This window comes from Sphingomonas sp. (genome assembly GCF_019635515.1).
Lineage (GTDB): Bacteria > Pseudomonadota > Alphaproteobacteria > Sphingomonadales > Sphingomonadaceae > Sphingomonas.
Window position 1 is genome coordinate 556,022 of sequence record NZ_JAHBZI010000001.1, and the last position, 20,962, is coordinate 576,983.

Consider the following 20,962-nt stretch of genomic DNA (forward strand, 5'->3'; position numbering starts at 1 on the left):
TGTCGGTTCGTGCGACGAAGGATCGACGGACGGGACCATAGTTTCAGGCGATTCCACGCAACCAGCCGTTGCGGTCGCCTCTCTCACCCTCTAGGCGGCTGGTGCATGGCCGACATTCCCAACACCCAGCCCGACAGCCGCGACACCACCATCCTCGCCGCGCCCGACAAGATGATCTCGGTTCGCGAGCTGTTCGGCATCGACACCGACATGGAATGTCCCGCGTTCAGCGAGGCCGACGAGCGCGTGCCCGATCTCGATCCGGCCTATGTGTTCGACGGCGACACCACGCTGGCGATCCTGGCCGGCTTCGCGCACAATCGCCGGGTGATGGTCCAGGGCTATCACGGCACCGGCAAATCGACGCATATCGAGCAGGTCGCGGCGCGGCTCAACTGGCCGTGCATCCGTATCAATCTCGACGCGCATATCAGCCGCATCGATCTGATCGGCCGCGACGCGATCGTCCTCAAGGACGGCCAGCAGATCACCGAATTCCGCGAAGGGCTGCTGCCCTGGGCGTTGCAGACGCCGACGGCGCTGGTGTTCGACGAATATGATGCCGGCCGCCCCGACGTGATGTTCGTGATCCAGCGCGTGCTGGAGACCGAGGGCAAATTAACTCTGCTCGACCAGAATCGGGTGATCCGTCCCAATCCCTATTTCCGGCTGTTCGCGACCGCCAACACGGTGGGCCTGGGCGACACCAGCGGGCTCTATCACGGCACCCAGCAGATCAACCAGGGCCAGATGGACCGCTGGAACATCGTCGTCACGCTCAACTATCTGCCGGCCGCGGTCGAGGCGCAGATCGTGCTGGCCAAGTCGGGCGAATATGACCAGCCCGAGGGCAAGGCGACGGTCGAGAACATGGTCCGCGTCGCCGATCTGACCCGCAAGGGTTTCATCAACGGCGATATCTCGACCGTGATGAGCCCGCGCACGGTGATCACCTGGGCGCAGAACGCGCTGATCTTCAAGGATGTCGGCTTCGCGTTCCGCCTGTCGTTCCTCAACAAATGCGACGAAGCCGAGCGCGCGCAGGTGGCGGAATATTACCAGCGGGTGTTTGGGACCGACCTGCCCGAGAGCGTGGTCGCCAAGGCTTGAGCGAGGGCGGATCAGAGGACGATCCGCTCCACCCGAGCCGCTGGCGGAGCAATCCGGACGGGCCGATCACCGGCGATGAACTGGCGTATTTGAAGGACCTGATCCATTCGCGGATGGGCTTCGAGACCGAGCGCTTCAGTGCGGTGACGCCCGTCCCGCCGCCCGGCCGCTGGGGCCGTTTCAAGGCGTGGTTGCGGCGGAGATAGTCGTGCGCGCTCTTGCGATTGCCGACGCCGCCGCTCAATAGGCTCGCATGGCCGCCGACTCCCCGATCGAACAGTTGCGCAACGTGTTGGGCGGTGCCGCGCGTGCGCTTTCGGGCGAGGCGGAGGCGGAACTGAGCTTCACCGCCGACGCGCCGCGCCAGGACGGGCGCCAGATCAAGGTGCCGATGCCGTCGCGGACGCTTCCCGCCGAACAGGTGGCCGAGGCGCGGGGCTTCGCCGACAGCTTCGCGCTCAGGCTCAAGTATCACGACAATGGCCTGCATCTGAAGGGCGCGCCGAGCGAGCCGGTGGCGCGCGCGGTGTTCGACGCGGTCGAGACGGCGCGGATCGAAGCGCTGGGCGCGCGCGGCTATCGCGGCATCGCCGACAATCTCGACCATGCGCTGGAGATGCGGCTCAAGTCCGATCCGATCTCGCGCGCGCGGGGTAAGGACGAGGTGCCGCTGTCTACCGCGGTGCAGCTGATGGTGCGCGAGCGGCTGACCGGACGCGAGGCGCCGGCCAGCGCGGCGATGGGGATGGCGCTGGTCCGCGACTGGATCGAGGAGCGCGCCGGCGACGATCTCGACGCGCTGCGGCTGGCGATCGACGACCAGGGGGCGTTTGCCGGGTTGACCACCAAGCTGCTCCGCGATCTCGAGCTCGTCGAAGGCGACATGGTTCCCGACGAAGCCGATGAGGGCGGCGGCGAGGACGAAGGCACCGACGACCGCGACGAGCCCGGCGACGAAGAAGGCGAGGGCGAGGCTCAGCAGGGCGAGGGCCAGATGGAGGCGCGCGGCGAGCAGCGCGATACCGAGGCCGGCGAGGAGGGCGACCAGCAGGCCAGCGACGCGATGGACGATGGCGACGGCGATCCCGGCGACGAAGGCGAGGACGGCATGCTGCCGACGCGCCCGAACCGCCCGTGGAGCGATCTGCCGCCGCAATTCGAGTACAAGCCCTATACCCGGCAGTTCGACGAAGAGATCGCCGCGACCGAGCTGTGCGACCCCGAAGAGCTGGATCGCCTGCGCTCCTATCTCGACCAGCAACTGGTGCATCTGCAATCGGCGGTGACCAAGCTCGCCAACCGGCTCCAGCGGCGGCTGATGGCGCAGCAGAACCGCAGCTGGGACTTCGATCAGGAAGAGGGCATTCTCGACGCGGCGCGGCTGGCGCGGGTGATCGTCAATCCGATGCTGTCGCTCAGCTACAAGCATGAGCGCGACACCGAGTTCAAGGACACGGTCGTCACCCTGCTGATCGACAATAGTGGCTCGATGCGCGGACGGCCGATCTCGATCGCCGCGATCAGCGCCGACATCCTCGCCCGCACGCTGGAGCGGGTGGGGGTCAAGACCGAGATACTCGGCTTCACCACCCGCGCCTGGAAGGGCGGGCAGGCGCGCGAGAAATGGCTCGCCGATGGCCGCCCCCCCCAGCCCGGCCGGCTCAACGACGTGCGCCACATCCTCTACAAGCAGGCCGACGAGCCGTGGCGGCGGGCGAAGAAGTCGCTCGGGCTGATGATGCGCGAGGGGCTGCTCAAGGAGAATATCGACGGCGAGGCGCTGCTGTGGGCGCACCAGCGGCTGATCGGGCGGCCCGAGGACCGCAAGATATTGATGGTGATCTCGGATGGTGCGCCGGTCGACGATTCGACGCTGTCGGTGAATTCGGGGAGCTATCTGGAGCGGCATCTGCGGCAGGTGATCGCGTGGATCGAGAGCCGCTCGCCGGTCGAGCTGGTGGCGATCGGGATCGGACATGACGTGACGCGCTATTACAGCCGTGCGGTGACGATCATGGATGCCGAGCAGCTGGCCGGGACGATGGTCGAGCAGCTCGCGGCGCTGTTTGATAGCGAGTGAGCCGTTCTTTCTATCGTCATCTCGGCGAACGCCGGGCCCCAGAGCAAGGCGCGTGCCCTGTAACCCTGGGCCCCGGCGTTCGCCGGGGTGACGGACGTCGGGCGTGAACGTCGATCCGCCCGCGGGCGGCTTCCACGGTCCGGTCAAGCGTTCGGTGACGATCGCCGGGCACCAGACCTCGATCAGCCTGGAGCCGATCTTCTGGGAGGCGCTCGAAGCCGCCGCCGCGGAGCGCGCGCTGCCGCTCAACGCGCTGGTCGCGGCGATCGATCATGCCCGTATCTCGGGCGAAGACCCGCCCAATCTCGCCAGCGCGATCCGCACATGGCTGATGGACCTGCGGCATCGCTGACACATTTTGCGACAAATTTGCGAGTTACTCGCAATAACATTGACTCTGCGAACGCTTCGCAATAGCTGCCCCCGCAACGACCATACCGAAAAGGGGCTATCGTGATTCGTTCCAGTTCTGCCGTGCGCGGCTCTTCCGCATCCTTCCTCGCGCTCGCATGCGTCGGCTTCATCGCGTCGGCGCCCCTGGCGCATGCCAAGGCGCCCGATCCCGATGCGCGGGCAGGCGCCAGCGAGGACGACGATCAGGACCGCCCCGCGCAGGACCGCAACCAGATCGTCGTCACCGGCGAGCGCGTCGAGCAGGTCGGGCCGAAATCGACCGCGCCGCTGGTCAACACCCCCCGCTCGGTGGTCGTCCTGCCGGCGCAGGTGATCGAGCAGACCGGGTCGGCGAGCCTGTCCGAAGCGCTGCGCACCGTTCCCGGCATTACCTTCGGCGCCGCCGAGGGTGGCAACCCGATCGGCGACCGCCCTTTCATCCGCGGTTTTGACGGCCAGGGCTCGACCTTCGTCGATGGCGTGCGCGATATCGCCGCGCAGACCCGCGAAGTCTTCGCGACCGACCAGGTCCAGATCGTCCGCGGTTCGGATTCGACGCTGGGCGGGCGCGGCAGCGCCGGCGGCTCGATCAACATCATTTCCAAGCTGCCGGTCTCGGGCAATTTCGTCCGCGCCAATGCGAGCTACGGCACGGCGGACTACAAGCGCTTCACCGTCGACCTGAATCAGGAACTGGGACACAATATCGGCGTCCGCATCGCCGCGCTCTATCATGATCAGGATGTCGCCGGCCGCGACGCGATCTGGTCGCGCCGCTGGGGTGTCGCCCCGTCGCTCACGCTGGGCCTCGGCACCGATACCCGCCTGACGGCGGCCTATTATTACCTCGAGAGCCACGAACTGCCCGACAGCGGCATCCCGTTCCTCTATACACTCAACAATCACCCCGGCACCGGTGCGATCGAGACCGGTCCGGCGATTGGCCGCATCACCACCATCGGCGGCGTGACCGGTACGGTCGACCGCTCGACCTTCTATGGCCTGAAGGCCCGCGACTTCCGCGACGCGACGACCCATCAGGCATTGATGCGCGTCGAGCATGATTTCGGCGATGTGACGCTGCGCAACACCTCGCGCTACACGCACAACGACCAGAGCTATATCTTCCTGCTGCCGGACGACAGCCAGGGCAACGTCTATGGCACCGCCGCGACCAACCCGACCACCGGGGCGGCGGGCGCGCGCGGCGACGTGCTCACCGGCGGCTATGTCTGGACGCGTGGCAACACCCGCTATGGCTATACCGACACGCTGACCAACCAGACCGACCTGTTCGGCACCTTCGACACCGGCTCGATCAAGCACAGCTTTGCCGCCGGCGTGGAAGTGAGCTGGGAGAAGGCGCGGCGCGGCACATTCGTCTCGGCGAACGGATCGACGATCAGCCCACGCTGCAACGCTGCGACGATCGCGCGCTTCTATTGCGTCAGCCTGTTCAATCCGAACCCCGATGCCGCCTGGGTCAATTACGCGAGCGACACCTCGACGGTGGTCACCCCGATCGCGAAGGTCCTGCCGATCCAGGAAACGCAGAACGAAGCGAAGACCGTCTCGGTCTATGGTTTCGACTCGATCACGCTGCTGCCGTCGCTGATCCTCAATCTGGGCGTGCGCTACGATCGCTTCGAAACCAAGGTGACGCCAGGCCAGGCTGCGACCGCGACCAGCACGTTCACGCTGGAGCGCAAGGATAATTTGTTCAACTGGCAGGCGGGCCTGGTCTTCAAGCCGACCAGCAACACCAGCCTTTACGCCAGCTACGCGACCGCGGCGACTCCGCCAAACGCGCTGCTCGGCGAAGGGCAGGAACAGAATTCGCTCGGCACCACCAACACGCCCGCCGCGCTGGCGCTGCTCAACAGTCTCAAGATCGAGAAGACCAAGTCTTATGAAATCGGCGCCAAGGCCAATCTATTCGACAATCAGCTCGCACTGACGCTGGCGGCGTTCCAGACCGACACCGACAATGCCCGTGTGACCGGCCCGAACAACACCGTCGAGTTCATCGGCAAGCGCCGCATCCGCGGCGTGGAGTTCAGCTTCAATGGCAATATCACCAACTGGCTGACGGTGTTCGGAGGCTATACGCATCTCGATCCCAAGATCGTCGATGGCGGCTTCACCGCACTCACCGCCGCAGCCGTCGGCGCGCAAGCGGCGAAGGTGGTGCTGGTGCCCTCGGTCAATACCGGCCGTCAGGCGACCCAGACCGCGCGCGACAGCTTCACGCTTTGGGCGAATGTAAAGCCGATCGAGGGCCTGAGCTTGGGCGGCGGCGCTTTCTATACCAGCAAGCAATATGGCGGCTATGCCGACAATCGCACCGCGACGCAGACCAGCGCGGGCGTGGTGACGGTCAATCCGGCGACCAAGGTGCTCTCGCGCTCCATCCCGGAATATTGGCGCTTCGATGCCCGGATCGGCTATACGATCAGCCCGAATGTGGAGCTGAGCGTCAACGTGCAGAACATCACCGACAAGGTCTATTTCACCCAGGCCTATACCTCGCATTATGCGTCGATCGCGCCGGGCCGCTCGGCCTTCGCCACGATCGGGCTGAAGTTCTGAGCGAACCGCTCGACCAATTCTCCGCTAAGGAGATCGCCGCCCGCCTCTCCGGTTCGCCGGAGGCGCGGGCGGCGCTGATTCGTACAGGCGCCGAAGAGGGTGTGGCCGAGGCGCAGGCGGTGCTGGGGCAGATGCTGCTCGATGCGGGCCAGGCGGCCGAAGGGTTTGCCTGGTTCAACAAGGCGGCGGCGCAGGGCCATCTGATGGCGCTCAACATGGTCGGGCGCTGTTACGATCTCGGCTGGGGTGTGGCTATCGACAAGGCGCGGGCGGCGGAATGCTTTCGTATCGCCGCCGAGCGCGGGCTCGACTGGGGCATGTACAATTACGCGACGTCGCTGACGCTGGGCGAGGGCGTTGCCGAGGACAAGCCGGCGGCGCTGGGCTGGTTCGAGAAGGCCGCGGCGATGGGCAATGCCAAGGCGATCAACTATATCGGTAGCTTCCATGAGGATGGCTGGGTGGTGACGAAGGACATGGCGAAGGCGGCGGAATTTTATTCCCGCGCGGCGGAGGGCGGCGATTTCCGCGGAGCGTTCAACCATGCCCGGATGCTTGCGAGCGAAGGACGCCTGGAGGAGGCGCGCGGCTGGATCGCGCGCTGCTTCGAAACCGCGACACCGGCTTTCGTGGAGAAGGCGCGCGCGTTTCTCGCGGCATCGCCCTGGCCCGAGTTACGCGCATGCTGATCGCGATTCCGGAACTGCTCTCGGCCGATGAAGTCGCGCGCGTGCGCGGAATCATCGACGCGGTGGAATGGGTCGATGGCAACGTCACCTCGGGCGCGCAATCGGCGCTGGCCAAGCGCAACGAGCAATTGCCTGAAGGCACCCCGGCGCATGCCGAAGCGGGCGGCATCATCCTCGATGCGCTCGGCCGCTCGGGGCTGTTCGTGGCGGCGGCGCTGCCGCTCAAAGTGTTCCCGCCCTTGTTCAACCGCTATGCCGGCGGGCAGGCGTTCGGCACGCATGTCGACAACGCCGTTCGCATCCAGCGCGGCAGCGACTTCCGCATCCGTAGCGACCTTTCGATGACGGTCTTCCTTGAAGACGATGCGGCCTATGATGGCGGCGAACTGGTGATCGAGGGCAATTTCGGCGAGCAATCGGTCAAGCTGCCGGCGGGACATGCGGTGCTCTATCCCTCATCGAGCCTGCACCATGTGACGCCGGTGACGCGCGGGCGGCGGGTGGCGAGCTTCTTCTGGATCCAGTCGATGGTTCGCGATGACGGTGCGCGGCGGATATTGTTCGAGATGGATCAAGGCGTGCAGGGCGCGGCGGAAGCGCTCGGGCAGGATCATGCGACGGTCATCGCGCTGACGGGGGTATATCACAATCTGTTGCGGCGCTGGGCCGACGCCTAGCCGATCATGGTTTGCAGCGCGGGTGAAAGGTATTCCTCGAATCCGCTTTCGCCGCGCACCGCCATATGCACTGCCAGCCCCTCGCGTTCGGCGAGCGGCATCCCTTCCGGCCCCAGCACGGTCAGCGCCGTCGCCCAGGCGTCCGCCAGCATGCAGCTGGGGTGCAGCACGGTCACCGATGCGACGCCATTGTCCGCCGGACGGCCGGTGCGCGGATCGAGGGTGTGGGCATAGACCTTGCCGCCCCGGGCGAAGGCGCGGCGATAGTCGCCGGACGTCGCGACCGCCAGACCATGCAGCGCGACGCGGACCGGAGCGAGGGCGGCCCCGGGCACTGGTTCGAGATCGACCCACCAGGGCTGCCCGTCCGGCTTGATCCCCTCGCCGCGCAGTTCGCCGCCGACTTCGATCAGGAAGTCGCGCACCTCCATGCCGCGCAGCCGCTCCGCGACCGCATCGACCGCGAAGCCCTTGGCGATACCGGACAGGTCAAGCGTGGCTGGCGCGGTGCGGCGAAAGCGGGTGCCGTCGATCTCGAGATGATCGCGTCCGGATTCCCGCAGCGCTTCGGCGATCTCGGTGTCCGCCGGGACGTCCGCACGGGGCCCGGGCGGGCCAAACCCCCACAGATCGACCAGCCGGCCCATCGCCGGATCGAACGCGCCGCCGCTCGCTCGAGCTATCCGCAACGCCGCCGCCAGCACCGTCGCAAGATCGCGCGGCAGGGGCTGCCACCAACCCGGTGCGCCGCGATTCAACCGCCCCAGATTCGAATCTGGTGCCCAGTGGCTCATCTCTGCGACGATGCGATCCAGGACCTGCTGGATCTCGCCGGCGAGCGGGCCCGCGCCGCCGATGACCTTCGCCGACCAGCTGGTGCCCATGGTCTCGCCCGACAGCTCGGCCACAAAGGCAGCGGCCTGCCGCCGGTGGAACGCGGCTGGTGACAGGCCGCCGGGAATCGCGACTCTGGGCGTCAGGCTCAGGGCGCGAGCACCTCAAGCGTGGTGATATAGGCGACGCGGCGCTGCGGCTGGGCGCCGGCCGGCGGCGGACCTTCCATCGCCGGGCCGCCATCGGGCACGACGTTCAGCCAGTACATGCCGGGCGTCGGCCATTTGATCGTGACCTTGCCCTCGGCATCGGTCCTGGCGTCGATCTGGTGGAGCCCGTCGCGATAGCGGATGCCGCCGGGGATCGCGACGACCTTGAGGTTGGCGCCGGGCTTGCCGTCCAGCAGGAATTTGAAGGTCGCGCCCTCGCCCGCGATCAGGTCATTGGGGTGCGTCACCGGCACCAGCTCGATGCCGCGGCCGCTGGTCTTGAAGACGGTGTCGGTCGGTGCGCCCTGGGTGATGAAGGTCTCGTTGCGCGAGACGACCTCGGCGGTCTGCACGTCGGTGGCACCGGCGGGGATCGCGGCAGCCAGTGTGGCGGTGGTGGTGCCGCGCGGCAGCTGCCTGGTCTCGCCGTTCAGCTTGTAGCTGCCGAACACGCCTTCGTTGAGGATCGACAGGCGATAGGTGCCCTGCTGGGTCAGATGCAGGTCGAAGGTCGCGCGGAACTTGCCGACCGCATGGTTCTCGACCTTGCCCTCGGTGCCGTCGGGCTGGGTGACGGTGGGGAGGGCGGCGAGCGGGCGATGATCGAAGAAGAAGACTTCGTTCGACGCGGCGGCATCGACGGTCACCCAATTGTCGGTGCCCGAGACGATCGTCGACGAGGGCAGCAGCCAGGCGCGGTGGGCATAGGCGGCGGGCGCGGCGATCGCGGCGAACGCGGCGGCGGCGATGAGGGGCTTGCGGAGGTTCATGAGCTTGTCCTTCAGATCAGCGCTTGAGGGTCAGCGAAACGGCGCCGAGCTCGCCCGAGCCCTTGGCGCTGGCCGAGACGGCCGTTTTGCCGTCCCAGTTGAACGGCACCGCAACGACTTCGCGGCCGCCGGCCTCGCGGGCGGCTTCGATCATCAGCTTGTAAGCGCCGGGAGTCAGGTTCGGCATCGATCCGCGGCCGCCGGTAAAAGCGAGCTTGTGGGTGCCGGGCGCGCGGGTCGCGCCGGTCAGGCCGTCGGCGGGAAAGCTGAGGCCACGGCCCGAGGCGCGCCACCATTGGCGCACGTCGCGCAGCCACTTGGTGCCTTCGCCTTCATTGCCCTTGAGATCGAAATCGTACCACACCGCGATGGTGCGCGGCGTGACGCCTTCCTTTTCGAGCCAGATCGCCACGTACGGACGGTGATATTCGGCGACGGTCAGCTTGGGGATGGCGACCGAGAGATCGAGCGTCTGGGCGCTGGCCGCGGCGGGCGAAAGCGCCACGCCGCTCAGCGCTGCGGCGGTCAATCCGGTGAGGCGGAACTGCATATGCGGGTTTCCCTTAGTGGATCAGGAAGATGGCGATGATCGCCGGGATGAGGAGGCCGAGGCCGACCAGCGGCCAGGTGCTCTTGCGGTGCTTCGAATGCATCTGGAGCAATACCAGTCCGGTGAGCGAGAAGATCACGCAAGCCAGCACGAAGATGTCGATGAACCATTTCCACACGGTGCCGGCGTTGCGGCCCTTATGGAGATCGTTGAGATAGGCGATCCAGCCGCGCGAGGCGTTCTCGCTGGTGACGGCGCCGGTCTCGCGATCGATCGAGATCCAGGCATCGCCGCCGGGGCGGGGCATGCCGAGATAGATTTCGTCCGGACGCCATTCGGCGATCCCGTCCGCCTTCATCTTGACGGCATCACCGATGAACTTGGCGACATCGGCGGGCAGCGGCTTCTTGGCGTCGGGCGCGTCGTCGGGCTTGACCTTGGCCAGCAGCGGCGGCGGCAGCTGCGCGGTGGCCTCGACCGATTTCGGCGATCCTTCGATCTGGCCGGCATGATTGAGCGTGAAGCCGGTGATCGCGAACAGCATCAACCCGATCAGGCTGATCGCCGAGCTCATCCAATGCCAGGTATGGAGCTGCTTCAGCCAGAAGCTCTTCCGGCTGCGCTTTCGGGGAGCCGGTGCGGCGGTTGCATCCATCGGGCGGGGTTCAGACTCGGGAGTGGAAACTATGCTCGGCCATTAACGCGAACGATTCGCAATTGCAAATCATGGTGTTGAAAATCGCGCGCCAATTTCAGCTTTCGGGACACTTCCAATCCTTAAGCAACGGCAGCGTCGAACGGATCCAGCCGAACATCTTGTCGCGCTCCGCCGCTACCGGGCGATCGGCGATCGGGAGGTTGGCGATCTCGCGGCCGCCTCGCTCGATGACGATCGCGCGCGGTGCACCCTCCATTCCCTGGACGACCCGATCGAGATCGGCCTGTGCGACCGTTTCATAGGCCTGTTGCGGCGGGGTTGCGACGCTCGTGACGACTCCGATCATGTCGTTCATCATCTCGAACATCGAGGGAGGCACGAAAACCGGGAGCTTGCCGCCGGCGCCATAATCGATGTGGAGCTTGTAGAGCGAGAGGTCGCCGGGTGCATCGAGGAAATCGCCGCCGGTAACCGTTATCGCCACGGGCAGGACGTCGCTGTCGGGCTGGCCGGACGCGCCGAGCGTGAAGCGATACCAGATGCCGATCGACGGCGTGATCCGCTCGTCTTCATTGTCCGGGTCCAGCGTGACCAGCGGCTGGCCGCCGGCGAAGCGCGCCCTGGCAGGGTCGGCGCGGTAGAGGAAAAAGAGGTCGGCCTGGTTCCTGCCGCCGGGGAGGCTGGTCAGGATCGCCTGACCGCTATGATCGGGGGCGAAATCATAGCCGCGGCAATAGAGCTGCTTCTGTTCGTTGGTGTTCGCCGCCTTTTGCGCGAAAGCCGTGGCCGGGAACATCGCCGCAGCCACGCATATTGCCGCCAAAACCGATCGTGCCATGATTCCCCTCCACCGATTGCGCCGATCTGCCGGCCGGATCACTCCCGCCCGAGCAGCACCCGCGCTTGCCCCGCGATCTGCGCCAGCATCGCCGCGTTGGGCACCGCCGATTGGCGCGCGCGCGCGACCAGATTGGCGAATTGCGCGACGCGGGCGCCGTTTTCGGCGAGCCAGGCATCGACCGTCGCCTGCGGATCCTTGCTCTTGTCCCGGGCGAGGAACTCGAGGCGGATCTGCTGGAAATCGCGGGCGAGGCCGGCGATGAGCAGCCGCTCCCACGGATCGCCGGTGGTGATCCGCGCCGCGATCGACTGGGCCCAATCGAGCCCGAGCGCCTGACCGAGCGAAGTGAACGCGCGCGTCAGCACCGTCTCGTCGATCCCGCGCCCCACGCCGAGCTCGGCGAGGCCGACCGCGCCGTCCAGTTCGAACAGGCGGATGACCTTGGCGACCAGTTCCTTGGGTGCGCCGGCTGCCTCCAGCTTGTCGGCGATACGGTTCGACTGGGCCCTGACCTCGTCGAGCAGCAGCGCCTTGGCCTGTTTGTCGAGCGCGTCGATGCCGGGCTTCAGCCGTTCGATGACCTTGGCGGGACTCGCACCCGGGCGGGCGATGCGGAGCAGATCCGCGACCTGGCCGCGCACCGCGACCGCGACTTCGTCGAGCAAGGCGATGCGGGCGCCTTCGCTGATCTGCGCGGTCTCCACCGCTTCCCAGATCGCGGGCAGGTTGAACAGGCGCTCGGCCACCGCATACATTGCGGCGATATCGGCCATCGCCGCGCCTTCCTCTTCGGCAAGCTCGAAGGGATGGAGGACGCCGAGGCGGTTGATGACGCGATTGGCGAGCTTGGTCGCGACGATCTCGTTGCGCAGGCGATGCTCCATGATCGCCTTGCCGAAGCGCTTCTGCATCGCCGGCGGGAAGGCATGGCAGAGATCGCTTTCCAGCGCCGGATCATGGCCGAGCTTGCCGTGCTCGATCGCATCCTGAAGCGCGAGCTTGGTCGATGCGAGCAGCACCGCCAGTTCCGGGCGAGTAAGCCCGCGGCCGTCCTGCGCGCGGCGAAGCAGTTCCTCGTTCGAGCCGAGGCCCTCTACGGCGCGGTCGAGGCGGCCCGAACCTTCGAGGATCTCGATGACGCGGACGTAGCTGGGCAGCGAGACCGCGCCGTCATTTTCCATGAACGAGATCGCCAGCGTCTGGAGGCGGTTATCCTCCAGCACCAGATGCGCGACATCGTCGGTCATCGCGGCGAGGAGCTTGTTGCGATCCTCGAATTCCAGGCGGCCCTCGATCATCTCGCGGTTGAGTGCGATCTTGATGTTGACCTCGTTGTCCGAGCAGTCGACGCCGGCCGAATTGTCGATGAAGTCGGTATTGATGCGGCCGCCATGCGCGGCGAAGGCGATGCGCCCGGCCTGGGTCACGCCGAGGTTCGCGCCTTCGCCGACTGCCTTGCAGCGCAGATCCTCGCCATTGACGCGCAGGCGATCATTGGCGGGGTCGCCGACATCGCCATGGCTCTCGCTCGCCGCCTTGATGTAGGTGCCAATGCCGCCGAACCAGAGCAGGCCGACCTGCATCTTGAGGATCGCGACGATCAGCGCGGTCGGGTCCATCTCCTCGGCATCGACGCCGAGCATCGCGCGGACCTCGGGCGAAAGCGGGATCGACTTTTCGGTGCGCGCGAAGACGCCGCCGCCCTTCGAGATCAGCTTCGGATTGTAATCCGCCCAGCTTGAGCGCGGCAAAGCGAACATGCGGTCGCGCTCGACCCAGCTCTTTGCCGGATCGGGATCGGGATCGAGGAAGATGTGACGGTGGTCGAACGCGGCAACGAGCTTGATCGCCTTCGACAGCAGCATGCCGTTGCCGAACACGTCGCCCGACATGTCGCCGCAGCCCGCGACCGTGACGGGCTCGGACTGGATGTCGATGCCCATCTCGAGGAAGTGGCGGCGAACCGACACCCACGCGCCCCTGGCGGTGATGCCCATCGCCTTGTGATCATAGCCGACCGAGCCACCGCTGGCGAAGGCATCGCCCAGCCAGAAATTGCGTTCGATGGCGATGGCGTTGGCGACGTCGGAGAAGGTCGCGGTGCCCTTGTCCGCGGCGACGACGAAGTACGGATCCTCGCCGTCGAGGATCGCGACGCTGTCCGGGTGCACCACCTTGCCGCTGACGATGTTGTCGGTGATCGACAGCAAGGTGCGGATGAAGATGCGGTAGCTCTCGGTACCTTCGGCGAACCACGCATCGCGGTCGGTAGCGGGCGAGGGCAGCATCTTGGGATAGAAGCCGCCCTTGGCGCCCGTCGGGACGATGACGGCGTTCTTGACGCGCTGCGCCTTCATCAGGCCGAGGATCTCGGTTCGGAAGTCGTCCCGCCGGTCCGACCAGCGCAGACCGCCACGCGCGACCGGGCCGGCGCGCAGATGGATGCCCTCGACGCGGGGGGAATAGACCCAGATCTCGCGCCACGGCAGCGGGGCGGGGAGACCGGGGACCTTGGCGCTGTCGAGCTTGAAGGCGAGCGCTTCCTTCGCGGCGGGGGCGAAGGCGTTGGTGCGCAAGGTCGCCGCCACCACCCCGCGCAGCGTCCGCAGGATGCGGTCGTCGTCGATCGCGGAAACTGCGTCGAGGCCGGCATCGATCGCCTTGCTGGCAGCCTCGATTGCGCCCTTGTCCTTTCCGGCACGCGCCGGATTGTGCGCGGCGTCGAAGCGCTCGATCAGCGCGGCGGCGACGCCGGGCGCGCGGCGGAGCGCGTCGACGACGGTGGCCATACCGTAATTCATGCCGGTCTGGCGCAGATAGCGGAACCAGGCCCTGAACAGGACTACGGAGGCGGGTTCCATCCCGCTCTCGACGATCAGCCGGTTGAACAGGTCGTTCTCGGCATTGCCTTCGAGCACCGCGGCGACGGCGTTCTCGATGGTGGCGAGATCGCCAGCCAGGTGCGGCACCTCGACTTCGAAATCATGGACGAAGGCTCCGCCCGAAAGCTGGGTCGGCACCTCCTCGATCACGCGGAAGCCGAAATTCTCGAACACCGGCACCGCGTCCGACAGCGCCAGCGCGCCACCCTGGGCATAGAGCTTGATGCGATATTCGCCGGGCTTGCCCTCAACGGGAGTGATCCGCACCGAACGGTCACCGGGGCTTTCGAGCGTGGCGATGCGCAGGATGTCGCTCGCGGCTTCCTCTGGCGTCGCGGTGGTGCGGTAGGCGGCGGGGAAGGCGTTGGCGAAGCGCAGCGCCAGGCGAGTCGCGGCACCTCCGGCCTGCTCGTTCAGCGCCGCCTCGACCGCGGGGACCCAGCCGCGCATCATCCGCTCAAGCTGATCGTCGAGGGCCGCGGCATCGGGCATCGTGCCGCCCTGGCGCAGATCGAGCGTGTACCGCAGCAATGCGACGACGCCGTCTTCCAGCGCGATCGACCAGTTGATCAGCTTGGCGTTCGCCGCTTCCTCGAGCATCGACCCCACCGCTTCGCGGCGGCTGGTGGTGATCTCGTCGCGCGGCAGCCAGACGAACGCGAACAGATGACGTCCCAGCGGGCTCTTCACCAGCACCAGCTTCGAGCGCGGGCGATCAGCGACTGACATCGAGGTGAGCACCAGGCTCTCCAGCGAATCCACGTCGAACGCGGTGGTCAGATCGTGCGGCAGCGCGGTCATCGCGTGGGCCATGGCCTTGCCGGTATGGCCCTTGGGATCGAAACCAAATTTCTGCTCGAGCCGGTTCAGCCGGTCGCGCAGCACCGGCACCTCCTCGGGCGCCGCGAACAAGGCCGCGCTGGTCCACAGGCCGGCATGGATCGAAAGGCCGGTGACCTGGCTGCCGGTCAGGATCGGCACCACGACGATATCGAGCGGCACGCGGCGGTGCACGGTCGATATCGAATTGGACTTGAGCAACAGCGGCGCCTCGCCGCCCTTGCGGAAATATTCCACCGCCGCCTTGCGCGATGCTTCGGCGAGGATCGGGGTTTCGAGATCGTAGCGGGCTAGGCCGAGCTGGTCGCTGGTCTTGCCGTCCGCCGTCCAGTTCTCATGCGCGAGCAGGGTCATCGCGCCGTCGTGGAACCAGCGCAGCAGCTTGCCGCCCTCCTTGCTGGGGATCGAGGCCGCGTCGGCGCCCATCGCGGTCTGCAGCGCGCGCCAGTCGTGCACGGCGTCGCGAACCTGATCGAGCATCCGCTCGAGCTCGGCGACGAGCTCGCGGCGGGTGCGCGCGTCGGCGCGGTCCATCTCGATATAGATCATCGATTCGCGGCGGGCATCGGCATCGTCGCCACCGATCGCGGTGAGCTTGCCGGCCTTGTCGCGCGACACCGCGATCACGGGATGGAGGATACGCTGGATGGAAAGATCATGCGCGCCGATCGCGGCGGCGATCGAATCGACGAGGAAGGGCATGTCGTCGTTGACGACGGCAAGGCGCATCCGCCGCCGCTCGCCGGCCATGAAGGTCGCCAGTGCGATCCGTGGGGTACCCGCTCCGCGCACCGCGGCGGTTTTCGCGACGAAATCCGCCGCCTCCGCGCGCTCGGCTTCGTTGAAGCCTTCCAGTTCACCCGGGAGCGCCCCCTGGAGGAGCCGCTCTTCGAACGCTCGCGTCAGCGAGGTCATCATGTTCTTCATGTCCTAAAGCGCTACTCCCGGAGAGTCGGCGCTTCAAGGCCTGAGAACCCTTGCAAGGGCTTTGAACCGGTAACGGGTGAAACTATTTTTATGCGGCGGCCTCGCGGCCGGTCAGGCGGCGGCCTTCCGAATCGTGCGCTCGGTCAGCGGCGCATCGCTCAGCTGGGCGACAATATCCATGCCCTTCTTGCCCTTGCGGGCGAGCAGAACCACGAAATCGCCATCGGCCTTCAGATCGACATGGGCGATCGGTGCGCGGTTGCGCAGTTCGTCGGCGATCTGCGCGAACAGGTCCGGTTTGGCGGCCGGGCGGCGCCAGGCGCGCTCGGCGGCGACGACGCCCTTGATGCCGCCCTCGGCAGTATCGAGGAACGAGTCGAGCCCGCCCGAGGGCACGAAGCTGCGCTTGGCGTGGCTCAGCACCGCGGCGAATTCGGTGAGGCGGGTCTTGTCGTAATCGGCGCCGAAGACGAGCTTGACCGCCGGGGTCATCGGCGCGCGTGCCTGAACCTTCAGCCCGGCATCCTCAAGCAATTCGGCATAATCGGCCGCGTTGCTTTCGGCGGCGAGCGCGAAATCATAGGAACGCGCCAGCGCGCGATAGAGCGCCGAGCGGCTGCGCGTATCCGAAGCGCGCGCGGCGGCGGCGGATTCGCGGGCGAGCATCAGGCGATCGGCCAGCGACGAATCATCCGGCACGTCGGCCACCACCAGATCGTCGCTCGCATCGAATCCGGCGCTCGGACCATCGGCCCAGACTGGCGCGGCCACCGGCGGCGCGTGCACGCTGCGGCGCGCTTCCTCGACCTCGGCCTCGAGCCTGGCCTGCGTCGCCGCATCGACCAGCTCCTTCCAGTTGATCACGCCATAGATGAAGTCGATCTCCTCGCCATTCGACGAGAAGGGCATCAAAATGCCGCGATACATGGTGTTGTGGCCGCGCGTGCCGACGAACTCGGCCTCGAAGCCGATCGGCGCGCGATTGGCGATGATCTGGAGATAATGGTCGGTCAGCCGCGACAGCAGCGAACGGCTCGGCACTTGCGCGACATGCGTGATCGAGGTATCGAGATCGGTCTCCTCGCGCAGTGCCTTGCCGAGGAAACGAATCGCCGGGTTGTCGATGCCCTGCGAGAAATCGAGCAGCACCGAATGGGCGCCGAAATCGGCGATGTTGCCGGGATCGAGATCCTCGATCGAAGGATAGGCGCGGCCGCGCAGCAGCGACACCCAGTGATTATAGGCGCGGACATGCATGCGGCGCTCGTCGGTGCCGACATCCAGCGGACGGTCCGATACGGCCTCGTTTGGCTCGGGATCGCCCGCACCCAGCGGATCGTTGATGCCGCGCGACATATCCATGCACATGCTCCACTTCGGACGACTTTCGCCCATTCGCTCAAGTTGTCTTGTTGTGCACGCCATGTGGTAAACGCCGCGTAAAGCCGGAGATGCGGAACAAGCCTCTGGCAACGCTTGTCAGCCAGGGATCATGCTGGTAAGCGCGCCGCTCCTCGGGGGCGACGCCTTCGAGTACCAGGCCGCTTTAGCTCAGCTGGTAGAGCATCGCATTCGTAATGCGGGGGTCACAGGTTCGAGTCCTGTAAGCGGCACCACTTCCCGATCAAGAGAGGGCACCATCGGTGCCTATTGATCGGGGCCGCGCAATTGTTTCCAGGCAAATCATACATCAAGGTGATCAATCGGTTTGCAGTTCTTTCAGTGCAAACCTGAAGGACGTCGGCCGGAATGAGAGGATTGAGCGTCCGGGCCTAAGCACCACATTTCCTCGACCGCACGGCCGCTCAAATCCCAAGTTCGAAATCTCAAACGCGGCCGCCGAGTGTTCTGGCGATCTGCTCCGCGGTTTTGGCGACTGCCGGGCCATGCTTCTTGCGCATCTGCTCTTCCGGCATGAGGAAGGACGGGCCTCCGATGTTCAGTGCCAGTATACGGCCATCCGGCAGGATAATCGGCGCGCCCGCAGCGTTGATGTCGCGATGCCATTCGCCGATTGAAAGGCAGAAGCCGACATCGGAAATCATCGCCTGCGCTTCGTTGATCTTGCCGGCGATCTTCTTTTTTTCGACGGGCTTGATTTCCAATTCGGTGAGGACCTTGTCGATTCCGTCGTCGGTAAGTGCGGCCAGATAAGCGCGGCCCATGGCGGTGGTGATCAGGGGAACCCGCGAGCCGGGCGCCAGCTGCAATGCAATCAGTCCGGGACCCTGGCAGGTTTCCAGATTGAGCATATGATCGCGGTCACGCATACCAAGGCAAACGTTCGCATTGACGACTTTGGCGAGTTCCTCGAGAAGCGGGCGCGTCAGCCGTCCGATGTCCACGCGCGACAGTGCCGCGAAGCCGAGCGACATCGCGGCGCCGCCGAGCTCATAGGTATTCAATCGCTCGTTGTTGATCAGGAAACCGGCTTTGGTGAGCGTGTTCGTGATCCGTGAGATGGTGGCCTTTGGCAGCTTGGTCAGGCGGGCAAGCTCCTGATTGCCCAGCGTCGTACCTTTGCCGCTAAAGACTTCCAGCACGGCCAGCCCGCGTTCGAGTGCCGAAATGGTCAAGGCCTCCTTGGCCTTTTCGCCGCGGGCAGGTTTCGTCGCAGTAGCGCGCCGAGGCGATTTTTGTCTGGATACTGCTTCGCGTGCCATGCGGCCTCTTGGCTAAAGGAAAGGCGACATACACCCGCCAGTGAACGAAGCGCTGGTCGCAGCACCTCGTGCGCAGGCATAGTTTAGCCGCTGGAGACAGGCAACTGGCGTAAAATGGTTTTGAAACCATGCTCCAGATTTCGAGAGCGCACTACTCCATCCCATTCATCAGATAATGGCGTCTCGTTTGAGCGCCTCGATGGTCTCGGCATCGAACCCGAGAAGGCCTGATAGAATCTCGTCGGTATTTTCACCGAGCAACGGCGGCGCCCGATAGGTCTCGACAGGCGTTTCCGAAAACCGGATCGGGTTTGCGATCAGCTGCAAATCAGCGCGGTATGGATGGGAAGTCCGCACAGTTAGCCCGCGGGCCAGCGAATGAGGGTCGCCAAAGACTTCGGAATAATCGTTGACCGGGCCAGCTGGCACGCCCGCCTTCTCCAGCATTTCGAGCAGTTCGCCGCTGTTCCAGCATGACAGGCTTTGCTGAATTGCCGAGACGAGCGGACGCCGGTTGTCGGACCGTTGCGGAACCGAGGCATAGCGTTTGTCGGCCACCAGATCCGGCCGGTCGATCACCTCGCAGAATCGTGCGAATTGTTCGTCATTGCCCACCGCCAGCATGATCGGCCGGTCCGCGCAGTCGAAGACGCCCGCCGGCATCCCGCCATTGCCTTCGGTGCCCTTTCGAACCGGGACGTTTCCGGTCACCAGATAGTCCGTCGGATAATGCGAGGCCGCAGCCACTGCCGTGTCGAACAGGGCAAGATCGATGTGCTGGCCCTTGCCGGACACCTGGTCGCGATGGCGCAGCGCCGCCAGGATCGCGATCGCGGCATTGTAGCCGGTCAGCACGTCTACGATACTCGGGCCGACTTTCATGGGCCCCCCACCGGGCTGATCGTCTGGCAGGCCGGTGACGCTCATCAGGCCGGAGCCCGCTTGAAAGATCCCGTCATAACCGGGTCGGTTGCGATATGGCCCGGTTTGTCCGAATGCGGTGATCGAGCAATAGACCAGCCGGGGATTGATCGCGGAAAGGGTCTCGAAATCGAGACCGTATCTGGTCAGCGTCCCGAATTTGAAATTCTCGATCAGCACGTCGCAACGCGATACGAGCTCGCGAACCAGCCGCTGGCCTCCCGATTTGCCCATATCGATGGTGATCGACTTCTTGTTGCGGTTGGTGCTCAGATAGAATGCCGACTGGCGCTGCCCGGTGTTGTCGGGCGCTTCGAGAAATCCTGGGCCGTATTTCCGTGCGTCGTCGCCCGCACCGGGACGCTCGACCTTGATCACCGTGGCGCCAAGATCGCCGAGCATCTGGGCGGCGAATGGTCCCGCCAGCACCCGGCTCAGGTCCAATACCTGTACGCCGTCCAAGGGCCGCGGCGAGCTTTCAGCCAAAGTCATGGAGATTCCTGTCAGGTTGCAATGTGGAAGCCGCCATTCACACCGATGTGCTGACCGGTGATGTACGACGCGGCGTCCGAAAGCAGGAAGCAAGCGGCCGATGCCGCTTCCCCGGTCTGCGCGACGCGGCCCATCGGGATCTGCGCGAGCAGCTTATCGCGGAAGCGGTCACTTCGCATCACCTCCGTCATGGGAGTTTCCACCGCGCCGAAGCACAGCGTGTTTACGCGGATGTTGTCGGCAGCCCATTCGCGCGCCGCACTCATCGTCACGCCCAGGATACCGGCCTTGGCCGCAGCATAGTTGATCTGTCCGATCGTGCCGCGCCGGCCGGCATCCGAAGAGATATTGACGATGGAGGCTCCGGTTTCCCCGGAGACGTGGCCGAGCATATGCCTGCCGACAGCCTGCAGCACGATGAAGGCTCCAGTCAGGTTGATATCGATGACATCGCGCCATTGCTGGAGCGTCATCTTGGCGATCATCGCGGGCCTGATGATGCCGGCATTGTTGACCAGTCCATGGATCGGTCCGAACGTCTGTGCCGTCTCCTCCACCATGGCTTCCACGAAATCCGGGTCCGAGACGCTTCCTGCAAAGACCTTGCAAGGCCCCGGCAGCGATTCCCGCACAGTCTCGAGCAGATCGGCGTTCATATCGACCAAAGCGAGACGCGCGCCTAGTTCGGACGCCATTTTGGCGATGCCGGCGCCGATTCCTTGCGCCGCGCCGGTCACGATCACGGTACGCTCGGCCAGATTCAGAAGATCAACCATTGAACGTCGCTTTCGATCGGGGATTTGTCTGCACGCCGATTAGGGCGGGGCCGGTCGCAGG

Annotated in this window: 17 protein-coding genes and 1 tRNA gene; 8 read left to right on the forward strand and 10 right to left on the reverse strand. The window is 65.6% G+C overall.

The window, feature by feature from the left end:
- Positions 1-105: 105 nt before the first annotated feature.
- From cobS to KF730_RS02880, 7 genes are all read left to right on the forward strand, one after another.
- The gene (gene cobS / locus KF730_RS02850; RefSeq protein WP_294092119.1) at positions 106-1,110 is read left to right on the forward strand and encodes a cobaltochelatase subunit CobS; all 1,005 of its coding nucleotides are present in this window, start codon (positions 106-108) and stop codon (positions 1,108-1,110) included.
- Positions 1,107-1,316: a hypothetical protein gene (locus KF730_RS02855; RefSeq protein WP_294092120.1), complete on the forward strand. Its 210-nt coding sequence runs from the start codon at positions 1,107-1,109 to the stop codon at positions 1,314-1,316. The genes cobS and KF730_RS02855 overlap by 4 nt, the downstream gene beginning before the upstream one ends.
- A gap of 47 nt (positions 1,317-1,363) precedes the next feature.
- Entirely contained in the window at positions 1,364-3,190 is a 1,827-nt protein-coding gene (cobT, locus tag KF730_RS02860) for a cobaltochelatase subunit CobT (RefSeq protein ID WP_294092121.1), read from the forward strand.
- A gap of 103 nt (positions 3,191-3,293) precedes the next feature.
- Positions 3,294-3,542, forward strand: coding sequence for a ribbon-helix-helix domain-containing protein (locus KF730_RS02865; protein ID WP_294092122.1), 249 nt, complete (start codon positions 3,294-3,296; stop codon positions 3,540-3,542).
- Positions 3,543-3,643: 101 nt separating this feature from the next.
- Positions 3,644-6,172 (forward strand): TonB-dependent receptor, encoded by a 2,529-nt coding sequence (locus KF730_RS02870; protein WP_294092123.1) that lies wholly within the window; start codon positions 3,644-3,646, stop codon positions 6,170-6,172.
- Positions 6,173-6,273: 101 nt separating this feature from the next.
- Positions 6,274-6,861 (forward strand): tetratricopeptide repeat protein, encoded by a 588-nt coding sequence (locus tag KF730_RS02875; protein ID WP_294092124.1) that lies wholly within the window; start codon positions 6,274-6,276, stop codon positions 6,859-6,861.
- Entirely contained in the window at positions 6,855-7,538 is a 684-nt protein-coding gene (locus tag KF730_RS02880) for a Fe2+-dependent dioxygenase (protein WP_294092125.1), read from the forward strand. Before KF730_RS02875 ends, KF730_RS02880 begins: the two co-directional genes overlap by 7 nt.
- Here the strand turns inward: KF730_RS02880 and KF730_RS02885 are convergent.
- The 7 genes from KF730_RS02885 to KF730_RS02915 all read right to left on the reverse strand — a co-directional run bounded on the left by KF730_RS02885 (position 7,535) and on the right by KF730_RS02915 (position 17,411).
- Positions 7,535-8,446 (reverse strand): FAD:protein FMN transferase, encoded by a 912-nt coding sequence (locus tag KF730_RS02885; protein WP_365972908.1) that lies wholly within the window; start codon positions 8,444-8,446, stop codon positions 7,535-7,537. The genes KF730_RS02880 and KF730_RS02885 overlap by 4 nt on opposite strands.
- 74 nt (positions 8,447-8,520) lie before the next feature.
- On the reverse strand, positions 8,521-9,351 hold the full coding sequence (locus KF730_RS02890) for a DUF4198 domain-containing protein (protein WP_294092126.1): 831 nt from the start codon (positions 9,349-9,351) through the stop codon (positions 8,521-8,523).
- Between the two features lie 16 nt (positions 9,352-9,367).
- Positions 9,368-9,901, reverse strand: a complete 534-nt coding sequence (locus KF730_RS02895) for a DUF2271 domain-containing protein (RefSeq protein ID WP_294092127.1) — start codon at positions 9,899-9,901, stop codon at positions 9,368-9,370.
- Between the two features lie 13 nt (positions 9,902-9,914).
- A complete protein-coding gene (locus KF730_RS02900) occupies positions 9,915-10,556 on the reverse strand; it encodes a PepSY-associated TM helix domain-containing protein (protein ID WP_294092128.1) in 642 nt (213 codons plus the stop codon).
- Positions 10,557-10,653: 97 nt separating this feature from the next.
- On the reverse strand, positions 10,654-11,397 hold the full coding sequence (locus tag KF730_RS02905) for a hypothetical protein (protein WP_294092129.1): 744 nt from the start codon (positions 11,395-11,397) through the stop codon (positions 10,654-10,656).
- 38 nt (positions 11,398-11,435) lie between these two features.
- Positions 11,436-16,049, reverse strand: a complete 4,614-nt coding sequence (locus tag KF730_RS02910) for an NAD-glutamate dehydrogenase domain-containing protein (protein WP_294092130.1) — start codon at positions 16,047-16,049, stop codon at positions 11,436-11,438.
- A gap of 111 nt (positions 16,050-16,160) precedes the next feature.
- Positions 16,161-17,411 carry a hypothetical protein gene (locus KF730_RS02915; protein ID WP_294092132.1) on the reverse strand — a complete coding sequence of 417 codons (1,251 nt, stop codon included), beginning with the start codon at positions 17,409-17,411 and terminating at the stop codon, positions 16,161-16,163.
- 178 nt (positions 17,412-17,589) lie between these two features.
- Between KF730_RS02915 and KF730_RS02920 the strand changes: the two genes are divergently transcribed.
- A tRNA-Thr gene (locus KF730_RS02920) sits at positions 17,590-17,665 on the forward strand.
- A 210-nt stretch (positions 17,666-17,875) separates the two neighbouring features.
- On the opposite strand, the gene KF730_RS02925 is transcribed toward KF730_RS02920, so the two are convergent.
- From KF730_RS02925 to KF730_RS02935, 3 genes are all read right to left on the reverse strand, one after another.
- Entirely contained in the window at positions 17,876-18,712 is an 837-nt protein-coding gene (locus tag KF730_RS02925; protein WP_294092133.1) for an IclR family transcriptional regulator, read from the reverse strand.
- A 168-nt stretch (positions 18,713-18,880) separates the two neighbouring features.
- Positions 18,881-20,218 (reverse strand): CaiB/BaiF CoA-transferase family protein, encoded by a 1,338-nt coding sequence (locus KF730_RS02930; RefSeq protein ID WP_294092134.1) that lies wholly within the window; start codon positions 20,216-20,218, stop codon positions 18,881-18,883.
- Positions 20,137-20,862, reverse strand: a complete 726-nt coding sequence (locus KF730_RS02935) for an SDR family oxidoreductase (RefSeq protein ID WP_294092135.1) — start codon at positions 20,860-20,862, stop codon at positions 20,137-20,139. Before KF730_RS02935 ends, KF730_RS02930 begins: the two co-directional genes overlap by 82 nt.
- Positions 20,863-20,962 lie beyond the last annotated feature (100 nt).